The 20,011-nt window shown below is 67.6% G+C and carries 18 protein-coding genes and 3 pseudogenes; 9 read left to right on the forward strand and 12 right to left on the reverse strand.

Annotated features, from left to right (window positions below; all coding sequences use genetic code 11):
- Positions 1-351: pseudogene (locus BGN95_RS07980) on the forward strand (alpha/beta hydrolase family protein); the annotation flags it as partial.
- Between the two features lie 72 nt (positions 352-423).
- Here the strand turns inward: BGN95_RS07980 and BGN95_RS07985 are convergent.
- The 4 genes from BGN95_RS07985 to BGN95_RS08000 all read right to left on the reverse strand — a co-directional run bounded on the left by BGN95_RS07985 (position 424) and on the right by BGN95_RS08000 (position 2,594).
- The gene (locus tag BGN95_RS07985) at positions 424-1,188 is read right to left on the reverse strand and encodes a crotonase/enoyl-CoA hydratase family protein (RefSeq protein WP_286772247.1); all 765 of its coding nucleotides are present in this window, start codon (positions 1,186-1,188) and stop codon (positions 424-426) included.
- 69 nt (positions 1,189-1,257) lie between these two features.
- Complete coding sequence (locus BGN95_RS07990; protein WP_286772250.1) at positions 1,258-1,881, reverse strand: class I SAM-dependent methyltransferase; 624 nt, start codon at positions 1,879-1,881, stop codon at positions 1,258-1,260.
- A 69-nt stretch (positions 1,882-1,950) separates the two neighbouring features.
- The gene (locus BGN95_RS07995) at positions 1,951-2,349 is read right to left on the reverse strand and encodes a type II toxin-antitoxin system VapC family toxin (RefSeq protein ID WP_286772252.1); all 399 of its coding nucleotides are present in this window, start codon (positions 2,347-2,349) and stop codon (positions 1,951-1,953) included.
- On the reverse strand, positions 2,346-2,594 hold the full coding sequence (locus BGN95_RS08000) for an AbrB/MazE/SpoVT family DNA-binding domain-containing protein (protein ID WP_179511155.1): 249 nt from the start codon (positions 2,592-2,594) through the stop codon (positions 2,346-2,348). The genes BGN95_RS07995 and BGN95_RS08000 overlap by 4 nt, the downstream gene beginning before the upstream one ends.
- Positions 2,595-2,705: 111 nt before the next feature.
- Here BGN95_RS08000 and trhO point away from each other — a divergent pair, with 111 nt between their 5' ends.
- A complete protein-coding gene (trhO, locus tag BGN95_RS08005) occupies positions 2,706-3,650 on the forward strand; it encodes an oxygen-dependent tRNA uridine(34) hydroxylase TrhO (RefSeq protein WP_179511154.1) in 945 nt (314 codons plus the stop codon).
- Positions 3,651-3,657: 7 nt separating this feature from the next.
- On the opposite strand, the gene BGN95_RS08010 is transcribed toward trhO, so the two are convergent.
- The 3 genes from BGN95_RS08010 to BGN95_RS08020 form a co-directional block, all read right to left on the reverse strand.
- Positions 3,658-4,317 (reverse strand): cell wall hydrolase, encoded by a 660-nt coding sequence (locus BGN95_RS08010; protein ID WP_353744685.1) that lies wholly within the window; start codon positions 4,315-4,317, stop codon positions 3,658-3,660.
- 206 nt (positions 4,318-4,523) lie between these two features.
- Positions 4,524-5,966, reverse strand: a complete 1,443-nt coding sequence (locus BGN95_RS08015) for a L,D-transpeptidase family protein (protein WP_286772261.1) — start codon at positions 5,964-5,966, stop codon at positions 4,524-4,526.
- 78 nt (positions 5,967-6,044) lie between these two features.
- Positions 6,045-6,218, reverse strand: a complete 174-nt coding sequence (locus BGN95_RS08020; protein WP_179511152.1) for a hypothetical protein — start codon at positions 6,216-6,218, stop codon at positions 6,045-6,047.
- A 180-nt stretch (positions 6,219-6,398) separates the two neighbouring features.
- Here BGN95_RS08020 and BGN95_RS08025 point away from each other — a divergent pair, with 180 nt between their 5' ends.
- Both BGN95_RS08025 and BGN95_RS08030 read left to right on the forward strand, forming a co-directional pair.
- Positions 6,399-6,680, forward strand: a complete 282-nt coding sequence (locus BGN95_RS08025) for a DUF6894 family protein (RefSeq protein ID WP_286772266.1) — start codon at positions 6,399-6,401, stop codon at positions 6,678-6,680.
- A 96-nt stretch (positions 6,681-6,776) separates the two neighbouring features.
- A complete protein-coding gene (locus BGN95_RS08030; RefSeq protein ID WP_265268667.1) occupies positions 6,777-7,511 on the forward strand; it encodes a Crp/Fnr family transcriptional regulator in 735 nt (244 codons plus the stop codon).
- Between the two features lie 4 nt (positions 7,512-7,515).
- On the opposite strand, the gene BGN95_RS08035 is transcribed toward BGN95_RS08030, so the two are convergent.
- Positions 7,516-8,124, reverse strand: a complete 609-nt coding sequence (locus BGN95_RS08035) for an NADPH-dependent FMN reductase (protein ID WP_179511149.1) — start codon at positions 8,122-8,124, stop codon at positions 7,516-7,518.
- Between the two features lie 120 nt (positions 8,125-8,244).
- Here BGN95_RS08035 and BGN95_RS08040 point away from each other — a divergent pair, with 120 nt between their 5' ends.
- The 5 genes from BGN95_RS08040 to BGN95_RS08060 are packed head-to-tail and all read left to right on the forward strand — an operon-like array spanning position 8,245 to position 15,605.
- Positions 8,245-8,574: a hypothetical protein gene (locus tag BGN95_RS08040; RefSeq protein WP_286772272.1), complete on the forward strand. Its 330-nt coding sequence runs from the start codon at positions 8,245-8,247 to the stop codon at positions 8,572-8,574.
- 59 nt (positions 8,575-8,633) lie between these two features.
- The gene (locus BGN95_RS08045; RefSeq protein ID WP_286772274.1) at positions 8,634-9,893 is read left to right on the forward strand and encodes a TolC family protein; all 1,260 of its coding nucleotides are present in this window, start codon (positions 8,634-8,636) and stop codon (positions 9,891-9,893) included.
- Positions 9,890-11,143 (forward strand): efflux RND transporter periplasmic adaptor subunit, encoded by a 1,254-nt coding sequence (locus BGN95_RS08050; RefSeq protein WP_286772275.1) that lies wholly within the window; start codon positions 9,890-9,892, stop codon positions 11,141-11,143. Before BGN95_RS08045 ends, BGN95_RS08050 begins: the two co-directional genes overlap by 4 nt.
- Positions 11,144-11,146: 3 nt before the next feature.
- On the forward strand, positions 11,147-14,326 hold the full coding sequence (locus BGN95_RS08055) for an efflux RND transporter permease subunit (protein WP_286772276.1): 3,180 nt from the start codon (positions 11,147-11,149) through the stop codon (positions 14,324-14,326).
- A 49-nt stretch (positions 14,327-14,375) separates the two neighbouring features.
- Positions 14,376-15,605 carry an acetyl-CoA C-acetyltransferase gene (locus BGN95_RS08060; RefSeq protein ID WP_286772277.1) on the forward strand — a complete coding sequence of 410 codons (1,230 nt, stop codon included), beginning with the start codon at positions 14,376-14,378 and terminating at the stop codon, positions 15,603-15,605.
- Positions 15,606-15,676: 71 nt separating this feature from the next.
- On the opposite strand, the pseudogene BGN95_RS08065 reads toward BGN95_RS08060, so the two are convergent.
- The 4 genes and pseudogenes from BGN95_RS08065 to BGN95_RS08080 all read right to left on the reverse strand — a co-directional run.
- Positions 15,677-16,192: pseudogene (locus BGN95_RS08065) on the reverse strand (GAF domain-containing protein); the annotation flags it as partial.
- A 117-nt stretch (positions 16,193-16,309) separates the two neighbouring features.
- Positions 16,310-17,719, reverse strand: coding sequence for a M20/M25/M40 family metallo-hydrolase (locus BGN95_RS08070; protein ID WP_286772279.1), 1,410 nt, complete (start codon positions 17,717-17,719; stop codon positions 16,310-16,312).
- 327 nt (positions 17,720-18,046) lie between these two features.
- On the reverse strand, positions 18,047-19,606 hold the full coding sequence (locus tag BGN95_RS08075) for a M28 family metallopeptidase (protein WP_286772280.1): 1,560 nt from the start codon (positions 19,604-19,606) through the stop codon (positions 18,047-18,049).
- A 151-nt stretch (positions 19,607-19,757) separates the two neighbouring features.
- Positions 19,758-20,011 (reverse strand): annotated as a pseudogene (locus BGN95_RS08080) (MurR/RpiR family transcriptional regulator); the annotation flags it as partial.

The raw sequence follows: 20,011 nt of genomic DNA on the forward strand, positions 1-20,011 counted from the left end.
CGCCGCATCGGGCGGGCACGCTTCGACAATCTCGAACTGATCTGGGATTATGACGCCGAAGCCGCATTGCGGAAGCTCAAGGTGCGGCTGCTCTGGGTGCTCGCCGGCGAGGATCGCGAGGCGCCGATCGTCGCGACGCAGGCGATCCTGTCGAAGCTCCACGCCGCCGGCCAGCCGATCGACGCTTATCTGTTCCCGGACACCGACCATGGCATCGTCGAATTCCGCACCAATGCCGACGGCAGCCGCACCGCGACACGGATCACCGACGGCTATCTGAAGCTGCTCGCCGACTGGATCAAAGGCGATGTCCGCGGCAGCTACGGCCGCGTGGAGAAGCTTTATCGGTAACCGGAAGCATCGCGCGCGAAATATGAACCGTTCGGTTATTTCGAGCATGATGCCTTCACCCTCCGATCGCCCCTACCCGTCGAACCGCCCCGCGCGGCCGGCGCCGCCGGCGAAGCGCGACGCGCCGGCCAGTCCCTCGGCGTTGAGCGGCCCTTCGCCGCGCACCGCCTCGGCGCGCAACGCCTCGACCAGATCGCTGTCCCATTGCTTGTACGACGACATGCGATCGGCGCGCATGCACATCTGCGGGAAGGAGGCGATCATCTCGGCAAGCCGCAGCGCCTCGTCGAGCGCCCCGCCCTCGGGCGCCGCGCGGTTGGCGAGCCCGATCGCCAGCGCTTCCTCGGCGGCGACGGGTCGCCCGGTCAGGATCATGTCGAGCGCCCGTCCCTGCCCCACGATCCGCGGCAGCCGGACGGTCCCGCCGTCGATCAGCGGGACGCCCCAGCGGCGACAGAATACCCCGAACACCGCATTGGCCGCGGCGACGCGCAGATCGCACCACAGGGCCAGTTCAAGCCCGCCCGCGACGGCATAACCCTCCACCGCGGCGATCACCGGCTTGCACAACAGCATCCGCGTCGGCCCCATCGGGCCGGGGCCGTGCGCTTCGTACGGCGGCGGAGAGGTGCTGACGCTGTGGAGGTCATAGCCGGCGCAGAAGGTGCCGCCCGCCCCGGTCAGTATCGCGACGCGCGCGTCGTGATCGGCATCGAATGCCGCAAAGGCACTGCGCAGCAGATCGGCGGTCTCGGTATCGACCGCATTGCGCCGCTCGGCGCGGTTGATCGTCACGATCGTCGTCTGGCCGCGACGTTCGACGAGAACCTTGCTCATCCGACCTTCCTCTCCTGCGCTGCCTCGAATTTATCCCTAACGACGATCGGCCGAAAGCCCGCCCCTTGCTCAGGCCGGCCGCGCGGTGCCCCATTCATTCCAGCCGGCGAACCGGGGCGTTCCGGGGAGGTACATCGTATCGAGCCGTTCGATCGCGAAACCCTGCGCGGCGATCGCCGACGCCACCGGGCGCGACAGATGGCAGCCGCCCGCGATCCGTTTCCACACCGGATCGATCCGGCGCTGCCAGCGCGCGACCGTCGCATCGGGCGCCAGGCCGTGTTCGCAGAACAGCAAGGTCCCACCCGGCTTGAGCACGCGACGCGCCTCGCGCAGGGTCGCCGCGACATCGCCGACGGTACACAAAGTATAAGTGCAGACGATGCAATCGAACCGACCGGCATCGAACGGCAGCGCCTCGCCAACGCCGTCCTGCAGATCGAGCCTGAGACCCGGGGCGCGGGGCGCGACCGCCGCCGCCGCGCGCAATTCGGCGGACGGCTCGATCGCGGTCACGCCGGTCACCGCCGCGGGATCGTAAAATGCGAGGTTATGCCCGGCGCCGATACCAAGCTCGAGCACATCGCCGGCGGCCTTGGGAACGATCTTGGCGCGCTGCTTCATGATCGGCTTGGTGCCGCAGGCGCAGCCGATGAACCGTGGCAGGATGTGCTTCTGGTAAAAGCCGGCCATATCCTCTCCCCCTTTGTCGCCCGATAAAGTGTCGGCAACGCGCGGGGCGGTCAATGCGGATGCGGCGCGTCAGCCGGGCAATTGCGCGGCTTCCCCTCGCCGTTCGAGCAAGTCGATCGCCTGGCGATCGAACGAGACGAAGGTTTCACCGCCCAGCCATTTTCCCGAATAGGCGATAACGCCGTCAGCAAAATCGCCCCCTGCCTCGAGCATCGTGAGCCCCGCCTCGACCGCCTGCCGCTCGATCGCGACATTGTCGGCTTCGAGCAGCAGCCGGATCGCGGCCGCGATCTCGCCATGCCCGAATTTATACGCGCGGCTGAGAACCCAGCATGTTTCGCACAGCGCCGGCAGGGTGACGGCGATCAACGCCGCGTCGATCACCAGTTTCCGCGCAATCGGGCCTTGCACCGCGTCATCCTGGGTCACCGCTCTCACCAGAATGTTGGTGTCCACGGTGATCTTCATTCGCCGGCCCAGCCTCGCGCAATGACTTCGTTCATCTCCTCAATGCTGATCGGCCGTTGGCCCTCGCGCTTCAGGAACCCGCAGAAATCGGCGATCTTTCCCTTCGGCTCACGCGCGGTCAGCTTGATGCCGCCGTTGGGCAGCTTGTCGATTTCCAGCCTGGTGCCGGGATGCGCGCCGAGATGCCGCAGGATATCCTTGCGCAGCGTGATCTGTCCTTTCGAGGTGACCGTCAGCGTCGGCATGGCTTGCATTCCTTTCCCGGTCTGGAAAGTAAGGCAAAACCTCCTAGAATTCAACCGCGGCGGGGCCGAAGGTGGCACAATCGCGCTGTGCGCTCTAAGAGCGCCGCCGTCATGCTACCCGAAGCTCCTTTGCCGATCTGCGTCGCCGCGCTCTATCGCTTCACCGCGTTCGAGGATTGCGCCGCGATCCGGGCGCCGCTCGAGGCGCTGTGCCGTGCGCAGGGCGTCAAGGGTACGCTGCTGCTCGCACGCGAGGGGATCAACGGGACGATCGCGGGGAGCGACGCCGGGATCGCGGCCGTGCTGGCGCATATCCGCGCGCTGCCGGGCTGCGCGGCGCTGGAGCCGAAGCTGTCGCGCGCGGCGACGATGCCGTTCCATCGCATGAAGGTCCGCATCAAGCGCGAGATCGTGACGATGGGCGAACCCGATATCGATCCGCTCGCCGATGTGGGCCATTATGTCGCACCCGAGGCGTGGAATGCGCTGATCGCGGCGCCCGATACGATCGTGATCGATACGCGCAACGATTATGAGGTGGCGGTCGGCACTTTTCGCGGCGCGATCGATCCGCAGACGCCGACCTTCCGCGATTTCCCCGCCTGGTTCCGTGCGCAGCGCGACACCTTGCTGGGAGGCGGCGTCGCGCCGAAGGTCGCGATGTTCTGCACCGGCGGGATCCGGTGCGAGAAAGCCACCGCCTTCCTCAAGGCGGAGGGGGTCGACGAGGTCTACCACCTCGAGGGCGGCATCCTCAACTATCTCGAAACCGTGCCGGCCGAGGAAAGCCTGTGGGAAGGCGAATGCTTCGTCTTCGACGAGCGGGTGACGGTGGTGCACGGGCTGGCGAAGGGCAGCCACGATCTGTGCCGCGCGTGCCGCCGGCCGATCGGCGCGGCGGATCGCGCGTCGCCGCTCTATGTCGAGGGGGTCAGTTGTCCCGCCTGTCATGCCGAGCGCAGCGACGACCAGCGCGCGGGTTATGCCGAGCGGATGCGCCAGACGCGTTTCGCCGAGGCACGCGGCGAGCCGCATGTCGGCGCGACGCATCGCTGACCGGGGCTCACCCGCGCGGACGGTAGAAGATGTGGCTTTTGACCTTGGCGATCTTGTCGAGCGAGCCAATCCAGTAAGGCACGATCCAGTCGGTGTGGTAATGCGTCGCGGTGCCGACGGGGCGGAAGACATAGCCCGATAAGGCGCGCTGCGCGGCGTGGCGGGCGGCGGCCCAGCCGGCATGTTCGGGGCGGCGCGCCCGCGACCCGTCGCAGCTGAACGAAAACTGGCAGCCGGTGGTGCGCGTCGCGCCCTGATAGACCACCCCGCACACCGTCTTGGGGAAGCCCGCGCGGCGGACGCGGTTGAGCACGACCTGGATCACCGCGCGCTGGCCGCGCTCGTCGCTCCCCGCCTCGTAGAGCGCCGCAGTGGCGAGGCATTGCGTCGCCTGCTCGCGCGAGGCGGTGTTGCCGCGGAAGTAGAACGGCCGCGCCGGCCTGGGCTTGAGATCGGCGAACGGGATCGCGGCATTGGCCGCGCGCGCCTGCTCCATCGTCAGCTTCGGCTGCTTGGCCTTTTCCTTTTTGGCTTCGTGCCGCTCATGCGCGGCGACCCAGATCAGGAAAAGCCCGACCGCGAACGCGCCGAGAAACAGAAACGGAGAAAGCGGCGTGGCCGGCCGCGCGCGGCGACGCCTTTGTCTCCTGTGCCTCCGCGGTGCCATCGCGCGCCGATATCGCGGGCGGCGCGATTAGAACAGCCTGCACGGATTGGCGCTCCGCAAATTTGAGGGGCGTGGCATCACCGCAACCGTGGCCCGGCCTCGGGCCGGGGTCCATCGTGCCTCAGATCCCGCGGCCGGAGCCTTTACCCTCCGCCTGCCTCCCGATAGACCCCGGCTCAAGGCCGGGCTGACGGAAGGGTTACGCCTCACGGCGCGATATCGGTGTAGCTGTTCATCACCCGCCGGCCGCCGCCGACATCGAAGCCCAGCGCCTTCGCCACGCGATCGTTCCAGCCATAAGGATCGCTGCGCGTCACCGGCTCGCCCTGCGCGTCGAACAATACGGTCTGGTAGAGCAGCCGGACCGGGATCGCGTGCGGCAGCTTGACGAAGGTCTCCTTGTCGGTGCCGCTCGCCTCCTGCCATTGATCGAGCACGCCTTCGTCGCCCGCCAGCATCTCGGCAAAGCCCAGCGCATCGTCGACCCGCACACAGCCGTGGCTGCGCTGGCGCTCGATCGCGTCGAACAGCTGCTTGGCCGGCGTATCGTGCAGATAGATGGCATGCGGGTTCTGCATGTCGAACTTGACCAGCCCGAGCGAATTGTCCGGCCCCGATTGCTGGACGATGCGGCCGTTCTTCCACACCATATTGTGCCGGCGCAGATAGCCTGCGCCCTTGCCCGCGATCTCCTTGCGCTCGATCGAGCGCGGTATCGTCCAGGTGGGGTTGGCGACGAGGCTGACGATCGGCGAGCCCAGTTGCGGGGTCGCGGTATCGGGCTTGCCCACCACCACCTTGCGCGTATCGGCGATCTCGCCGTCGCGCCAATAGGTCAGCCGCGCCGCGGCGATATTGACGTCGATCCGGGTCGCCGGGGGATCGCGCTGGAGCCAGCGCATCCGTTCCATATTGACCGCGATCGCGCGGGCACGGTCGGCGCCGGAGAGGTTGAGGATCTGGAGCGTATCGCCGCCGATCACGCCGTCGGGGCGGATGCCGTAATCGGCCTGCATCTGCTGCACCGCGCGGGCCATCGCCGCGGTATAACGGCGGCCGTGCGTCCCCGCATCGAGATAACCGAAGGCGACGAGCTGCGCGGCGATCGCCGGAACGCGCGGATCACTCATCCCCGGCTTCAACAATGTATCCGTCGGGGAGATCGCAGCCGCCCCGCCACCGCCTTGTTTGATGAGCGCAAGATAGGCTGCGGAAAGCTTGCGATAATTACCGCCCTGCGGCGCCAGGCTCTCGATCCATACGCCGACATTGCCCGCCTTGAGCGCGTCGGCGAGCCCCTTGCGCAGATCGGGCTGCGGCCGCGGCAGCGAATAGATGGCGAACAGCTTCGACGGATCGGTCGCGCCCCGCGCCAGCGCTCCTGCATAGGTAAGCGCCAGCTCGGTCAGCTTCGCATCGTCGAGCGGTGCGCCGGGATCGGCGGCGCTGCCGAATTTCATACGATCGAGGCCATGCGTCGCGCGATGGGCGATCGCTGCGCGAAGCTGGCCGGCATTCGCCTCGCTCCACTGCGGCTGATCAGGCACGGTCACATTGGCGGGCTGCGCCGCATTCTGCTCCGCCGAGCCGCAGGTGGAGAGCATCAACGACATCGCTACCAGCGACGAACCTATCAGGCCAATACGCACCCATATCTCCTTCCCGCTCGGGAGATAAACGCGACGCGTTCGATAATGGTCCGTGCGGTAGGCCCCCCTCCGTGCCGCTCAGGTCGTACGATGATGAATTGGTTTCGGTTCAAAGCCTTGCGCGCGCCGTTCATATTCGTCGGCGAGTTCCAGATGCGCGCGCCGAGCGGCCGCATCAGTCGAGGCTTCGGCTATTTCCCGTTCCCGCTTCGCCCGTTTGGCAAAATAGGCGAGATCCTGCTGATCGAACATGTCCGCTCCTGTTACTAAAGCGGATATCTGATTCCATAGGACAGCGAATGCGGCATTAACCTGAGTGAAGCGGGCGATCACGACTGGCTCGACAAATTAGCCGTGGCGCAAACTGCCGCACACTATATAATGTTGCGGACCGGAATATTGAGATCGGCCGTCTTCCGGACGGAAAACCGTATGCCGACATATTATTTCAATATCCATGACGGCGGCGCCGCTCCGGATCCGGAAGCGCATGAGCTTCCTGATCTCGATGCGGCGAAGCGCGTCGCCATCAGGTTGTCGGGCGATCTTATCCGCGAAATGGGCGAGAATTTCTGGCGCGGCGAAGAATGGCGAATGGAGGTGACTGACGAGAGCGGCGCCGTCCTTTTCGGGCTTCGCTTCAGCGCCACGCCGCCGTCCGCGGCGCAACCTTCGCAGCTAATCGCAGAGCCGCGGAATGTGCTTGGCGAGTAGGCGATAACCGTTCCGTCCGAATCACCTATGTTAGTGACATCGGTGAATATGGCACGTTAGGCGTTGAATGATGGCGATCGCATTTGAGGAAGCCGGATGCAGCCACCATTTCATCGTCTCGAAGAATTCGTCGGCCTCACGCCTTCCGACATCAATCTCGTCCGCGGCTGGGCAGCGAACCCCCGCCGGGTCGCGCGTCACCAGCCGATCCGCCGCGAGGGCGATCCGGTCAACGGCGTATTCTTCCTTCTCGCCGGTTGGGCGGCCTCGTCGGTGATCCTGCGCGACGGCCAGCGGCAGGTGATCAAAGTCCATCTGCCGGGCGACATGCTCGGCTTTCCGAGCCTCGTCCTGTCGAGCGCGGGCGAGACATTGGAGGCGATCACCGATGTCTCGCTGTGCCCGATCCCCAATGCCGCGATCGGGCGGCTGATCGAGCACAATCCCCGGCTGACCGCCGCGCTGCTGCTCAACACGCAGAAAGAGCGCGTCGCATTGATGCAGGCGCTGACCTGGATCGGCAGCGCCTCCGCGCTTGCGCGGATGGCCGCCTTCCTGCTCGACCTGCACGACCGGCTCGACAGCGCCGGTCTGGTGATCGACGGCACCTTCGATTTCCCGCTGACGCAACAATTCATCGGTGATCTTCTCGGCCTCACCGCGGTTCATGTGAATCGTACGCTGAAGCGGCTCGACGCGACCGGCTATGTCGATCGCAAGAAGGGTCAGATAACGATCCTGGATTTCGAGGGGCTGCGCAGCGTCAGCCCCAACCTGCCGCCCGAGCCGGCCGGTCGCGCCGCCTGGTCGCGGATCGGCGGGAAAGCCTGATCCATTATTTGGCGGCGCTATGCGCGGCATCTTCGGCGATCATCTTGCGCGACCGGATGATCAGCTCGACCCACTCGCTGAACGCGGCCGCGAACCCCACTACGAACTGCCGGAGCGGCCCTTCCTGCAAACAGCCGTCTGCATCGAATTTGTCGGGCGTGACCCCGCCCAGATAGGCTTCGGGCTGCTGCATCATCGGCATGTTGAGGAAGACGCAGACTTGGCGGAGCTGGTGATTGGCGCCGAACCCACCGATCGCGCCGGGCGAGGCGCTGACGATCGCGGCGGGTTTCTTGTCCCACACGCTCGCCCCATAGGGTCGCGACCCGACATCGATCGCATTCTTGAGCACCCCGGGGATCCCGCGATTATATTCGGGCGTGCAGAACAGTACGCCGTCGACCGCCCTGATCGCGTCGCGGAAGCGCGCATATTCGGGCGGCCCCGGCGCCTCGGCATCATAGTCCTGATTGTAGAGCGGCAGGTCGCCGATCTCGACGATCCTGCTGTCGAGCCGGTCCGCGGCGAAGGTCGCGATCGAGCGTGCGATCTTGCGATTGATGCTGTCCTTCCTGAGGCTGCCGACGACGATCGCGATCTTGTGGTGGGACATGGCCTGTCGATCCCCTGCATGAACTGGCTGGTCGTGCCGCTTGCTAAGCGCTTGCGGCGAAGGCGGGTTCCGTGCGCGTCGCGCTGGCCGCCGCCGCGAAGCGATGATAGAAGGCGCGCGATGCGCAAGCTGCTGCCCCTTCTCGCCTGCCTGATGCTGGTGTTCACCAGCTGGTCGGTGATGGCGCGCGCCGCCGAGGCGGCCGGGGGCACCACCAGTGGCATCGCCTTCACGGTGCATATCCCCGGCGACGGCGACGAAGTGCCAGCGGATAGCGACAACGGCCTGCCGCATCATCACGGCCTGTGCCACGGGCATGATCTCGGGACACCCGAGACAGGCCAGCCCCAGCCCTGCGCCACCCGCGACGCGAAGCTGCTGAACGGGGAACCGGCGCGCGCGCTCGTCGCGACCGGCCAACGCGTCCCCGCGAGACCGCCGAGAGCCTGACCCCGTCCCGCCCGCCGGCCGCAGCGCCGGCGCGAGACCATCTGTCAGGATCATCGAACATGAAGAAGATGCTCGCGGCGATGCTCGCCGCGGCGTCCTGCGCCACGATGGCGCAGGCGCAAACCGAGCCACCGGCACGCCCGGTGCTCACGCTGGAGGCGGCGCTGTCCGTCGCCGGTGCCGCCGCACCCGCCACCGAGGCGGCAACGGCGGGAATCGCGGCGGCACGCGCCAGCCGCACCGCGGCGGGCCTGCGGCCCAATCCCGTCGCGCAGGGCCAGATCGAGAATGTCGTCGGATCGGGCCCCTATCGCGGGCTGCGCAGCGCGGAGACGACGATCGGCGTCGCCTTTCCGATCGAATTGGGCGGCAAGCGCGGCGCGCGCGTCGGGGTGGCCAATGCGCAGCTCTCCCGCGCCGAACTGCAGGCGGCGGTCGCCGCGGCGGACGTGCGGCTTCAGGTTACCCGGCTCTATGTCGAGGCGATCGCCGCCCAGCGTCGGCTGATCACCGCGCGCGATCAGGCGCGCATCGCGGGCGACGCTCTGCGTGCAGCGAGCGTCCGCGTCCGCGCCGGGCGCGCCTCCCCGCTGGAGGAACAGCGGGCGGATGTCGCGCGCATCAACGCCGCGGCCAATGTCGAGCGCGCCGATCGGCTAGCCGTCGCCGCGCGCGCCAACCTTGCCCAGCGCATCGGCCGCCCGATCGACGACGCGCTCGACGATGCCTTGCTCGATCGAGTGCCGGCAGCAAGCTACGGACCCGAGGCGGCACCGTCCGCCGCAGGTACGCTCGCGCTGGCGGCGGCGGATGCCGATCTTGCGATCGCCGACGCCGGCGTGCGGCTGGCGCGTGCCAATCGCGTGCCCGATCTCAACATCGGACCGGCGCTGCGGCGGCTCGAAGCGACCAACGACACCGCGGCGGTGCTGAGCATCTCGATCCCGATCCCGCTGTTCAACAATGGGCGCGCGTCGGTGGCGCAGGCCAGCGCCGAGCGGTCGAAGGCCGACGCCCAGCGTCGCGTCACCGCGCTCGATATCGAGCAGGCGATCACCGATGCACGCGCCGAGGTCGCCAATGCCGCGATCGCGGCGCGCACCGCATCGGGGCCCGCCCTGTCGGCCGCGCAGGAAGCCGCGCGGATCGCGCGGATCGGCTATCGCGAGGGCAAGTTCGGCCAGCTCGACCTGCTCGATGCCGAACGCACGCTCGCCGACACGCGCGTCGCCGCGATCGATGCGCTCGCCGCCTACCACAATGCGCGCGCGCGGCTGGAGCGGCTCACCGCCCCCGCGCCCCAGGGGGATCAACCATGAAGCATTTCATCCGAAACAGCGCCGCGTCTGAGCGGACGCAGCGCTCCTCCGTTCGGGCTGAGCCTGTCGAAGCCCTGCCCTTTTCTTCCAATGAGGAAGGACAGCCCTTCGACAAGCTCAGGGCGAACGGGTTTGGGTTTATCCTTCTGAGCGTCGCGCTCGCACTCGCCGGATGTGGTAGCGCACCCGAGGCCCCCAAGGCGGAGGGCAACGAGACCGCCCACGCCAATGAGAATGCGATCACCCTGACCGCCGATCAGATCGCGGCGGCGGGAATCCAGCTCGCCCGCCCGACCACCGGCGGCGCGGGGACGATCGATCTGCCCGCGACGATCGAAGGCGACCCCGAAGGCACGCAAGTCGTGTCGGCGGCGATCGGCGGCCGCGTCGTCGCGCTCAGCCGCAACCTCGGCCAATCGGTCGCGCGCGGCGAGACGCTGGCGGTGATCGAGAGCCGCGAGGCCGCGCAGCTCAAGGGCGAGGTGGAGGCCACGCGCGCGCGGCTCGCGCTTGCCGATTCCAACCTCGCGCGCGAGCAGCGGCTGTTCGCCGAGCGCGTCTCGCCCGAGCAGGATCTGATCGCCGCGCGCACCGCCGCGGCCGAGGCGCGCATCGCCTATCGTCAGGCGCAGCAACAGGTGTCGGCCGCCGGCGGCGGGGGCGGCGGACTCAACCGGCTCGGCATCGTCGCACCGATCTCGGGCCAGATCATCGCGCGCGCGGTGACTCTAGGCCAGACGGTCGCCGCCGATGCCGAGCTGTACCGGGTGGCGAACCTCGCGCGGGTGTCGTTGTCGCTCAACCTCCAGCCCGCCGATGCCGGGAGGGTGCGGCCCGGCGCGGTCGTCACCGTCTCGGCGCCGGGGCGACAGGCGGCGGCGCGGGTCAAATTCGTCTCGCCCGCGCTCGATGTGCAGACCCGGCTCGTCCCCGTCATCGCCACGCTCGACAACACCGCCGGGCAGTGGCGCGTCGGGGAACCGGTCACCGCCTCGGTCCAGCTCGCCGGCAACGCCGGCGGCGATGCGATCCGCGTGCCGACCACCGCGATCCAGACGATCGCGGGGCGCAGCGTCGTCTTCGTCCGCACGCCGCAGGGCTTCCGGGTCACCCCGGTGACGCTCGGCGACGCCGCGGGCGACGCGGTGATCGTCCGCTCCGGCCTCACCGGCCGCGAGCAGATCGCCACCACCGGCAGTTTCACGCTCAAGGCCGAGATCGGCAAGAGCGAAGCCACGCATGAGGATTGAGCCATGATCGCCCGTATCGTCTCCTGGGCAGTCGAAAAGCGCTGGCTCGTCCTGCTTTTCACCGCCCTCGCCGCCGTCATCGGCGCCTATTCGCTTTCCCGGCTGCCGATCGATGCGGTGCCGGACATCACCAACAATCAGGTCCAGATCAATGTCCGCGCCCCCGCGCTCTCGCCCGAACTGGTCGAGAAACAGGTGTCGTTCCCGATCGAGACCGCGCTCGCCGGTATCCCCGGGCTCGAATATACCCGCTCGCTGAGCCGCAACGGCTTCGCGCAGATCACCGCGGTCTTCGCGGATTCGACCGATATCTATTTCGCCCGCCAGCAGGTCGGCGAGCGGCTGCAGGGCGTGAAGGAAAACCTCCCCGCCGGGGTGAACCCCGAAATGGGGCCGATCGCGACCGGGCTGGGCGAAGTCTATATGTGGACCGTCCGGCTCCAGCATCGCGAGGACGACAACCACCGCCCCGGCGAGCCCGGTCAGCAACCCGACGGCAGCTATATCACCCCCGAGGGCCAGAGACTGGTGAGCGAGGAGGACAAGGCGACCTATCTGCGCACCGCGCAGGACTGGATCGTCACCCCGTTGCTCAAGAATGTGCCGGGGGTCGCCGGGATCGATTCGATCGGCGGCTATGCCAAGCAATATCTGGTCGTTCCCGACGTCCAGAAGCTCGCGTCGCTCGGATTGACCTTGGCCGATCTCGGCACCGCGCTCGAACGCGGCAACACCAGCGTCGGCGGCGGGTTCACCAACCGCAACGGCGAGGGGCTCGCGGTCCGCTCCGATGCGTTGATCCGCAACGAGGCCGAGCTGGCGCGGACGGTGATCGCGACGCGCGAGGGGGTGCCGATCACGCTCGATCAGGTCGCGTCGGTGCGCACCGGACAGGCGATCCGCATGGGCTCCGCCTCCGAGAACGGCACCGAGGTGGTGGTCGGCACCGCGGTGATGCGGATCGGCGAGAACAGCCGCACGGTGGCGAGCGCGGTCGCCGAGCGGCTGCGCGCGATCAACGCCTCGCTGCCCCCCGATGTGGTGGTCCAGCCGGTGCTCGATCGCACCGCGCTGGTCAATGCGACGATCAAGACGGTGGCGAGGAACCTCAGCGAGGGCGCATTGCTCGTCATCGTCGTGCTGTTCCTGCTGCTCGGCAATTTCCGCGCGGCGCTGATCGCGGCGTTGGTCATCCCGATCACAATGATGCTCACTGGCTTCGGCATGTTGCGCGCGGGCGTCTCGGCCAATCTGATGAGCCTCGGCGCGCTCGATTTCGGGCTGATCGTCGACGGCGCGGTGATCATCGTCGAGAATGCGCTGCGCCGGCTCGCCGCGCAGCAGCATCGCGAGGGTCGGCTGCCCGACCGCCGCGAACGGCTGGCGACGGTCGCCGCGGCGGCGCGCGAGATGATCCGGCCCTCGGTCTATGGGCAGGCGATCATTATCCTCGTCTATGTCCCGCTGCTGACGCTGAGCGGGGTCGAGGGGAAGACCTTCGTGCCGATGGCGCTGACCGTGATCATCGCGCTGGCCTTCGCCTTCATCCTTTCGCTCACCTTCGTCCCCGCGCTGATCGCGATCTGGCTGTCGAAGAAGATCGAGGAGGAGGACGGGCGGATCATCGCGTGGCTCAAGCGCCGCTACGAACCGGGGCTCGACCGCGCGATGCGGCGCCCCTCGCTGACGATCGGCGCGGCGGTCGCCAGCCTCGCGCTGGCAGGGGCGGCCTTCGCCGCGCTCGGTCAGGTGTTCCTGCCGCAGCTCGACGAGGGCGATCTGCTGATCCAGGCGCTGCGCATCCCCGCCACCTCGGTCCAGCAAAGCCAGGCGATGCAGGTGCCGATCGAGCGGATGATGTCGCGCCAGCCCGAGGTGAAGTTCGTCTTCTCCAAGACCGGCACCGCCGAGCTCGCCTCGGACCCGATGCCGCCCAACGCGACCGATATGTTCGTGATCCTCAAGCCGCGCAGCGAATGGCCCGATCCCCGGCTCGCCAAGGCGGATCTGGTCGCGCGACTGGAAGGCAAACTCGCGAAGTTTCCGGGCAATGCCTATGAAATCACCCAGCCGATCCAGATGCGCTTCAACGAGCTGATCGCCGGGGTGCGCGGCGACGTCGCGGTCAAGGTCTATGGCGACGATTTCGCCGCGATGACGCGGACGGCGGAGCAGATCGCCGGCATCCTGCGCAAGACGGCGGGCGCCGCCGACGTCAAGGTCGAGCAGACCAGCGGGCTGCCGATGCTCGACATCCGCGTCGATCGCGATGCGATGGCGCGGGTCGGGGTCACCGCGCAGGACGTGCAGGACGTGATCACCGCGACTGTGGGCGGCCGCACCGCGGGGATGATCTTCGAAGGCGATCGGCGTTTCCCGGTGGTGATCCGCCTGTCCGACGCGCAGCGCGCCGATCTCGGGCTGCTCGCGCGCGTGCAGGTGCCGGTCGCCGGCGGCGCGTTCGTCCCGCTGGCGAGCGTCGCGACGATCCGCATCGTCGACGGCCCCAATCAGATCAGCCGCGAGAACGGCAAGCGCCGCATCGTCGTCCAGGCCAATGTGCGCGGACGCGACGTCGGGAGCGTCGTTGCCGATGCGCAGCGGACGATCGGCGCGCAGGTACGCCTGCCCGCAGGGAACTATCTCGAATGGGGCGGCCAGTTCGAGAATCTGCAATCGGCGAGCGCGCGGCTCAAGCTCGTCATCCCGGCGTGCTTCGTGCTGATCCTGCTGTTGCTCTACGGCGCGCTCGGCAATGTGCGCGATGCCGCGATCGTCTTCACCGGGGTGCCGTTCGCGCTGGTCGGCGGAGTATTGCTGCTGTTCGTGCGCGGGATGGACTTCTCGATCTCGGCGGCAGTGGGGTTCATCGCGCTATCGGGGATCGCGGTGCTCAACGGACTCGTCATGGTCAGCTCGATCCAGGATCTCATCCGATCGGGGATGGACCGTGTCGCGGCCGCGCGCGCCGGGGCGATGCAGCGATTGCGCCCGGTGGTGATGACCGCGCTGGTCGCCAGCCTCGGCTTCGTGCCGATGGCGCTCGGCGCGGGCGCCGGCGCCGAGGTCCAGAAGCCGCTCGCCACCGTCGTGATCGGGGGGCTGATCTCGGCGACATTGCTGACATTGTTCGTCCTGCCGACGCTCTATGCCCGCTTCGGGCAGCGGGGTGGCGGGACGTAATCGCCCAAGCTATGGCCGGCGCGACGAGGATAATCGGAGAGACATCGCTATGACCCTGAGACGCGCCGCAATCGTTGCGCCGATCCGCACCGCCGTGGGCCGATTCGGGGGAAGCCTCGCCACCCTCGATGCCGGGCGGCTCGGCGCGGTGGTGCTCAAGGCCCTGATCGAGCGGACGAAGATCGATCCGGCGCGCGTCGATGATGTCGTCTTCAGCCAGGGTTACGGCAATGGCGAGGCGCCCGCGATCGGCCATTGGGCGTGGCTCGCCGCCGGGCTGCCGATCGAGGTGCCGGGCTATCAGCTCGATCGGCGCTGCGGCTCGGGGTTGCAGGCGGTGATCAATGCGGCGCTGATGGTCCAGACCGGGATGAGCGACGTGGTGGTCGCGGGCGGCGTCGAAAGCATGTCGAACGTCGAATATTATACCGTCGAGGGCCGGCGCGGGAACCGGGCGGGCGGGATGATGCTCCACGACCGGCTGACCCGCGGGCGCGTGATGTCGCAGCCGGTCGAACGTTTCGGGGTGATCACCGGGATGATCGAGACCGCGGAGAATCTCGCGCGCGACTACGATATCACCCGCGAACAGGCCGACGCTTATGCCGTTCGCTCGCACCAGCGCGCCGCGGCGGCGTGGCAGAAGGGATTGTTCGACGACGAACTCGTCCCGGTGCCGGTGCCGCAGCGCAAGGGCGATCCCGTGATCTTCGCGCATGACGAAGGCTATCGCGCCGACGCCAGCATGGAGACGCTGGGCGCGCTAAGGCCGATCGAGGGCAAGACGATCCCCGGCGCGATCGTCACCGCGGGCAATGCCAGCCAGCAGAATGACGCCGCCGCCGCCTGTCTCGTCGTCGCGGAGGAAAAGCTCGACGAACTCGGGCTCGAGCCGATCGCCTGGTTCCACAGCGCCGCTGCCGCCGGTTGTGATCCGGCGCGGATGGGGATCGGGCCGGTGCCGGCGGTCGAGCGGCTGTTCGCGCGCAACGGGCTCGGCTGGGGCGATATCGATCTCGTCGAACTCAACGAGGCGTTCGCGCCGCAGGTGCTCGCGGTGCTCAAGGGCTGGGGCTGGTCGGACGACGACGGTCGCCGCGACATCCTCAACGTCAACGGCTCGGGGATCTCGCTCGGCCATCCGATCGGCGCGACCGGCGGGCGCATCCTCGCCAACCTCACCCGCGAGCTGCAGCGGCGCGGCGGGCGCTACGGGCTCGAAACGATGTGCATCGGCGGCGGCCAGGGGATCGCCGCGATCTTCGAGCGCGCGGGATGATCGTGTCTGGGCTCCCGCCTTCGCGGGAGCACAAGAGAGCCGGATGGACCCTAATATCCCGCGCGGCGCGACAGGCGTTCGTTTTCCAACGCCACCGAGGCCGCGCGCGCCAGCGCCTCGAGCAAGGTGATCTCATTGTCGGTCGGCTGGCCGAGCTCGGACCAATAAGCGCCGACCGCGGCGATCGGATCGATCTGCCCGATCGGCACCATCAGCATCGAGCGGACGAAGGTGTTGCGATACGCTTCGATCGGCACGCGCTCGTCATCGAAGATATCGCCGATCACCGCCGTCTCGTGATGCTCCATCGCCCAGCCCGAGACGCAGGTGCCGATCGGGAAGCGCTGGCCCGTCCATAAGGGTTCCATCGCATCCTCCGCGATATAATGGCATTGATCTTCCTCGCGCAGCACCACCGTGATGCCGTCCGCACCCACCGCGCGACGTGCGAAGGCGCGCAGCACGCTCACCACCGCTTCCAATGAACGGGCACCGGCCAGGGCCTCGATCGCCTCGGCGGCGATGCTCCACCGCGCCGCCAGCGCCTTTTGTTCGGAATCGCGTTCGCTCGCCAATTTCCTATCCATTGACAGCCTCCGCACAAGACCCCGCATCGGCATTGTATCATCTGAAAGATAATTCGATCAACGCCTTAGAAGTCGAAGCACGGAGGCCGTCGCAATTCAGCGCGCGACCGCCACGGCTCAACTGCCGCCGGCATATTCCTTGACCAGATCGAACAGGAAATCGCGCCCCTTATAGACCGCATCGACTCGCGCGTGTTCGTTGAGACCATGCGCGCCGCTATCCGCATCACCATATAGGCCCGGCGGGCCGTAGGACGGAATCCCGATCGTTTCCAGATAGATACCGTCGGTCCCCCCGGTCGACATGACCGGCACCAGCGGGACGCCCGGATAATATTTGGCGACCAGTTTCTCGGCCGGCGCGACGATCTTCGGATCGAGCTTGGGGGGCACCGCCGCGGGGCGGATCGGCGGCACCAGCGTTACCTTCATCCGCGGATCGCCGATCGCCTTTTCGAGATCGGCGCGGATCGCCTCGACATCGTTGCCGGGGAAGATACGGCAATTGATGTTGGCGCCGGCACGCTGCGGCAGCGCGTTATTGGCATGCCCGCCGTCAAGCAGGGTCGCGACGCAGGTGGTGCGCAGCATCGAATGATAGGAGCGATCCTTGTTGAGCACCGCCACCGCCGCTTCGTCCTGCGGATTCTTGGAGACCGCGATCATCGCCGCGCCGACCTCGTCTTTCCGCGCCGCGCCCGAGCGCGCGAAATAGGCGCGGGTCGTGTCGTTGAGCTGGGTCGGGAATTCATAGGCGCGGATCTTCACCAGCGCATCGGCCAGTTCGTAGATCGCATTGTCGGGGATCGGGATCGAGCTGTGCCCGCCGGGGTTGGTCGCCTCGATCCGGTAATTCTGGACGATCTTCTCGCCGACGTGGAGCGTCATCACGGTCGGCTTGCCGTCCGGCCCCGCGCGGCCACCGCCGCCCTCGTTGAGCGCGAATTCGGCGGCGATCAGATCGGGCTTGTTCTTCGACAGCCATTCGGCCCCGTCGAACGCCCCGGTCGTTTCCTCGCCGCAGGTCAGCGCGAGCTTGACGGTGCGCTTGGGCTTATAGCCGCTCGCCTTGAAGCGCAGCAAGGTATCGATCCAGATCGCATCCATCGCCTTCATATCGGCGGTGCCGCGGCCGTAGAAATAGCCGTTTTCCTCGATCATCTTGTAGGGATCGCGCGTCCAGTCCTCGCGCTTCGCGGTGACGACGTCGATATGACCGAGCAGCAGCATCGGCTTCACCGCCTGCGACGTGCCGGGATAGACGATGACCACCCCGCCCTCCTTGGGCGCCTCGGGGACCGAGAAATAGGTGATCTGGCTGTCGCTGAACCCCGCCGCCTTGAACCGCGCGCCGATCTTCGCCGCGAGCGCGGTGCAGCTGCCGGTGGTGATGCTGGTGTCGGTTTCGACAAGCTCCTGATAGATCGCGCGGAACGCCTGCTGGTCGGGGCGCAGCGCGGGCGTCTCCGCCAGCGCACTCTGCGCCAGGAACAGCGCGCTTGTCGTCATCATCACCAACGATTTCATGCAAATCCTCCCATTGATGAGCCATCTATGCAGTTTCCTCGCCGCTCCGCAATAAGTCAGGGTCCAGACCCATAAGCGGCAATGGCCTCGATCGCCCGGAGGAGCCCGCCGGCAAGGAGCGCAGCGCAGTCGCGTAGCTGAAGCTACGCGCAAGCAAGCGACGCCGTCCGGCGGGCTCCTCCGGGCGACCGCTCCGCGGCAGGCGTCTTTTGACGCCATGCGGCGTCGCGCGTCGGTCACGATGCATAATGCATCGCTTCCTCCTTGCTCCTTGCCTGACGCCAAAATCCGCTCCGTCGAGGCCGTTGCCGCTTATGGGTCTGGACCCTAGCGTGATCGGAAAAGACTGGTCTCCAGCCACTGCGGGTGCTGCGGATCATCGGCAATCGATCGCGCCACATCCGCAGCGAAATCATCGAGCCGGATCGCTTCGGCGGGGCGCAGCCCGGGCTGGTGGATATCGTCGCTCGGCGAATGATAGCGCGTCGCGCGCCAGTCATGCTCGATGCGGAACGCCTCGCTGCCGGGGGTGAAGCCGAATTTGAACGCCAGCGCCGGGATTCCCGCGCGGACGAAGCTGTACTGGTCGGTGCGGGTGAAGCTGTTGCGGTTGGGCAAGGGATCGGGGACGATCTCCAGCCCGTGCCGCGCGCCGGTCGCGCGCGCGATGTCGCCGAGCGTGCTCTCGCGGTCGCCCTGCGCCTGGACGCTGGTCAGCGGCCAGAGCGGGAGCAGGACGTCGAAATTGATATCGGCGACGATCGTGCCGGCAACGCTCGGCCGCTTGGCGAAATAGCTCGATCCGAGCAGCCCCGCCTCCTCCGCGGTGACGATGACGAACAGGATCGACCGCTTGGGCCGCGGCCCTTTGGCGATCTGCTGCGCGATATCGAGCACCGTGGCGACCCCCGAGCCGTCGTCGATCGCGCCGTTGTAGATGCGGTCGCCGCCGATCGCGGGGCCGATCCCGACATGATCGAGATGCGCCGATATGACGACATGTTCGCGCGCCAGCGCCGGATCGCTCCCGACGATCCTCGCGACCAGATTGGGCGAGACCAACTGGCGATGCCGGGTAACGATGCTCGCGCGCAGGCGTTGCGGCAGCGCGAAGGCCGGGATCGGGCGCGACGCATCCGAGGCGGCGGCGAGATCGGCGAAATTATGCCCCGAGCCGGCGAGCAGCCGCTCGCTCGTCGCGGCATCGACCCGTGCGACGAGGAACCCGGCGGGCACCTCGCGCAGCGCGGGATCGGCGAGATACATGCCGGGCTGCCCGGCGAGCAGCTTCTGCCGCTCCCACGGGATCTCGATCTGCGCCGGCGGGGTGAGCGTGATCAGCCCGACCGCCCCGGCGCGCGCGAGGAATTTGGCGCGCTCGGCGCGGTTGCTCGCCTTGTCGGGGCCGAGCAGGCTGGCCGGGCCGCCCGCGATCGTCACGACGATCTTGCCCTTGATGTCGAGCCCGGCGAAATCGTCATGCCCGCGCTCGGGGAGATGCAGGCCATAGCCGGCGAAGACCAAAGGCGCGTCGACAGTCGCCGGGCGCGGCCCGCCGTCGGCCGAGATCAGCATGTCCGCGCCGAGCGCGAGCGGCGCAGCCTTGCCATCCGGGCCGATCAGCGCGGCGGTCGACGCGGCATGATCGATAATTTGCTGTTCGAACGTGACCTGCTGGCGGAAACCGCCCTTCTCGCCGGCCGGCGCCAGCCCGATCGCGCGAAAGCGCCGCTCGACGTAAAGCGCAGCGCGCAAATGACCGCGCGATCCCGTCTCGCGCCCCTCATTGGCATCGCTGGCGATCTCGCCGACATCCGCCATCCATTGCTGCGCGCGGTCGGGCGCCGGCGCGGCGCCGGGCAGCAGCAGCGCCAGCGCGGCCAGCACGGCATTTCTCCGCCCCGAACCTTCCCGATCGCGCGAACCATTTCTGTCTGTCGCCAACACCCGCTCCCCGCCTTGTTTCAAACGAGGGGTAAGGAGGTGGGATTTTTCTGTCCATGTTGCTTTGGACGGCAAAACTAACTTCCCGGCATCGTCACTCGCGTCGTGCCCGCGGCGGCTGGTGGCCCGCGAACCCGGTGAAGGTCTGATGCAGCCGCGTCAGCTGTTCGAGCCGCTGTTCGACCCGCGGTCCGATTTGGCGGATCACCGCATTGACCAGCAGATTGACCGCGCAGACCAGCGCCACCGGCGAACTCCAGAACATCCCGGTCTGGGTCGGCACCGCGACGACGTGGGGGGGGAGGCGCGGTGCCCAATCGCAGAAGATATCGGTCAGCATGATAAGCC

The organism is Sphingomonas sp. 66-10, from assembly GCF_001897045.1.
In the GTDB taxonomy this organism is placed as follows: domain Bacteria; phylum Pseudomonadota; class Alphaproteobacteria; order Sphingomonadales; family Sphingomonadaceae; genus Sphingomonas; species Sphingomonas lycopersici.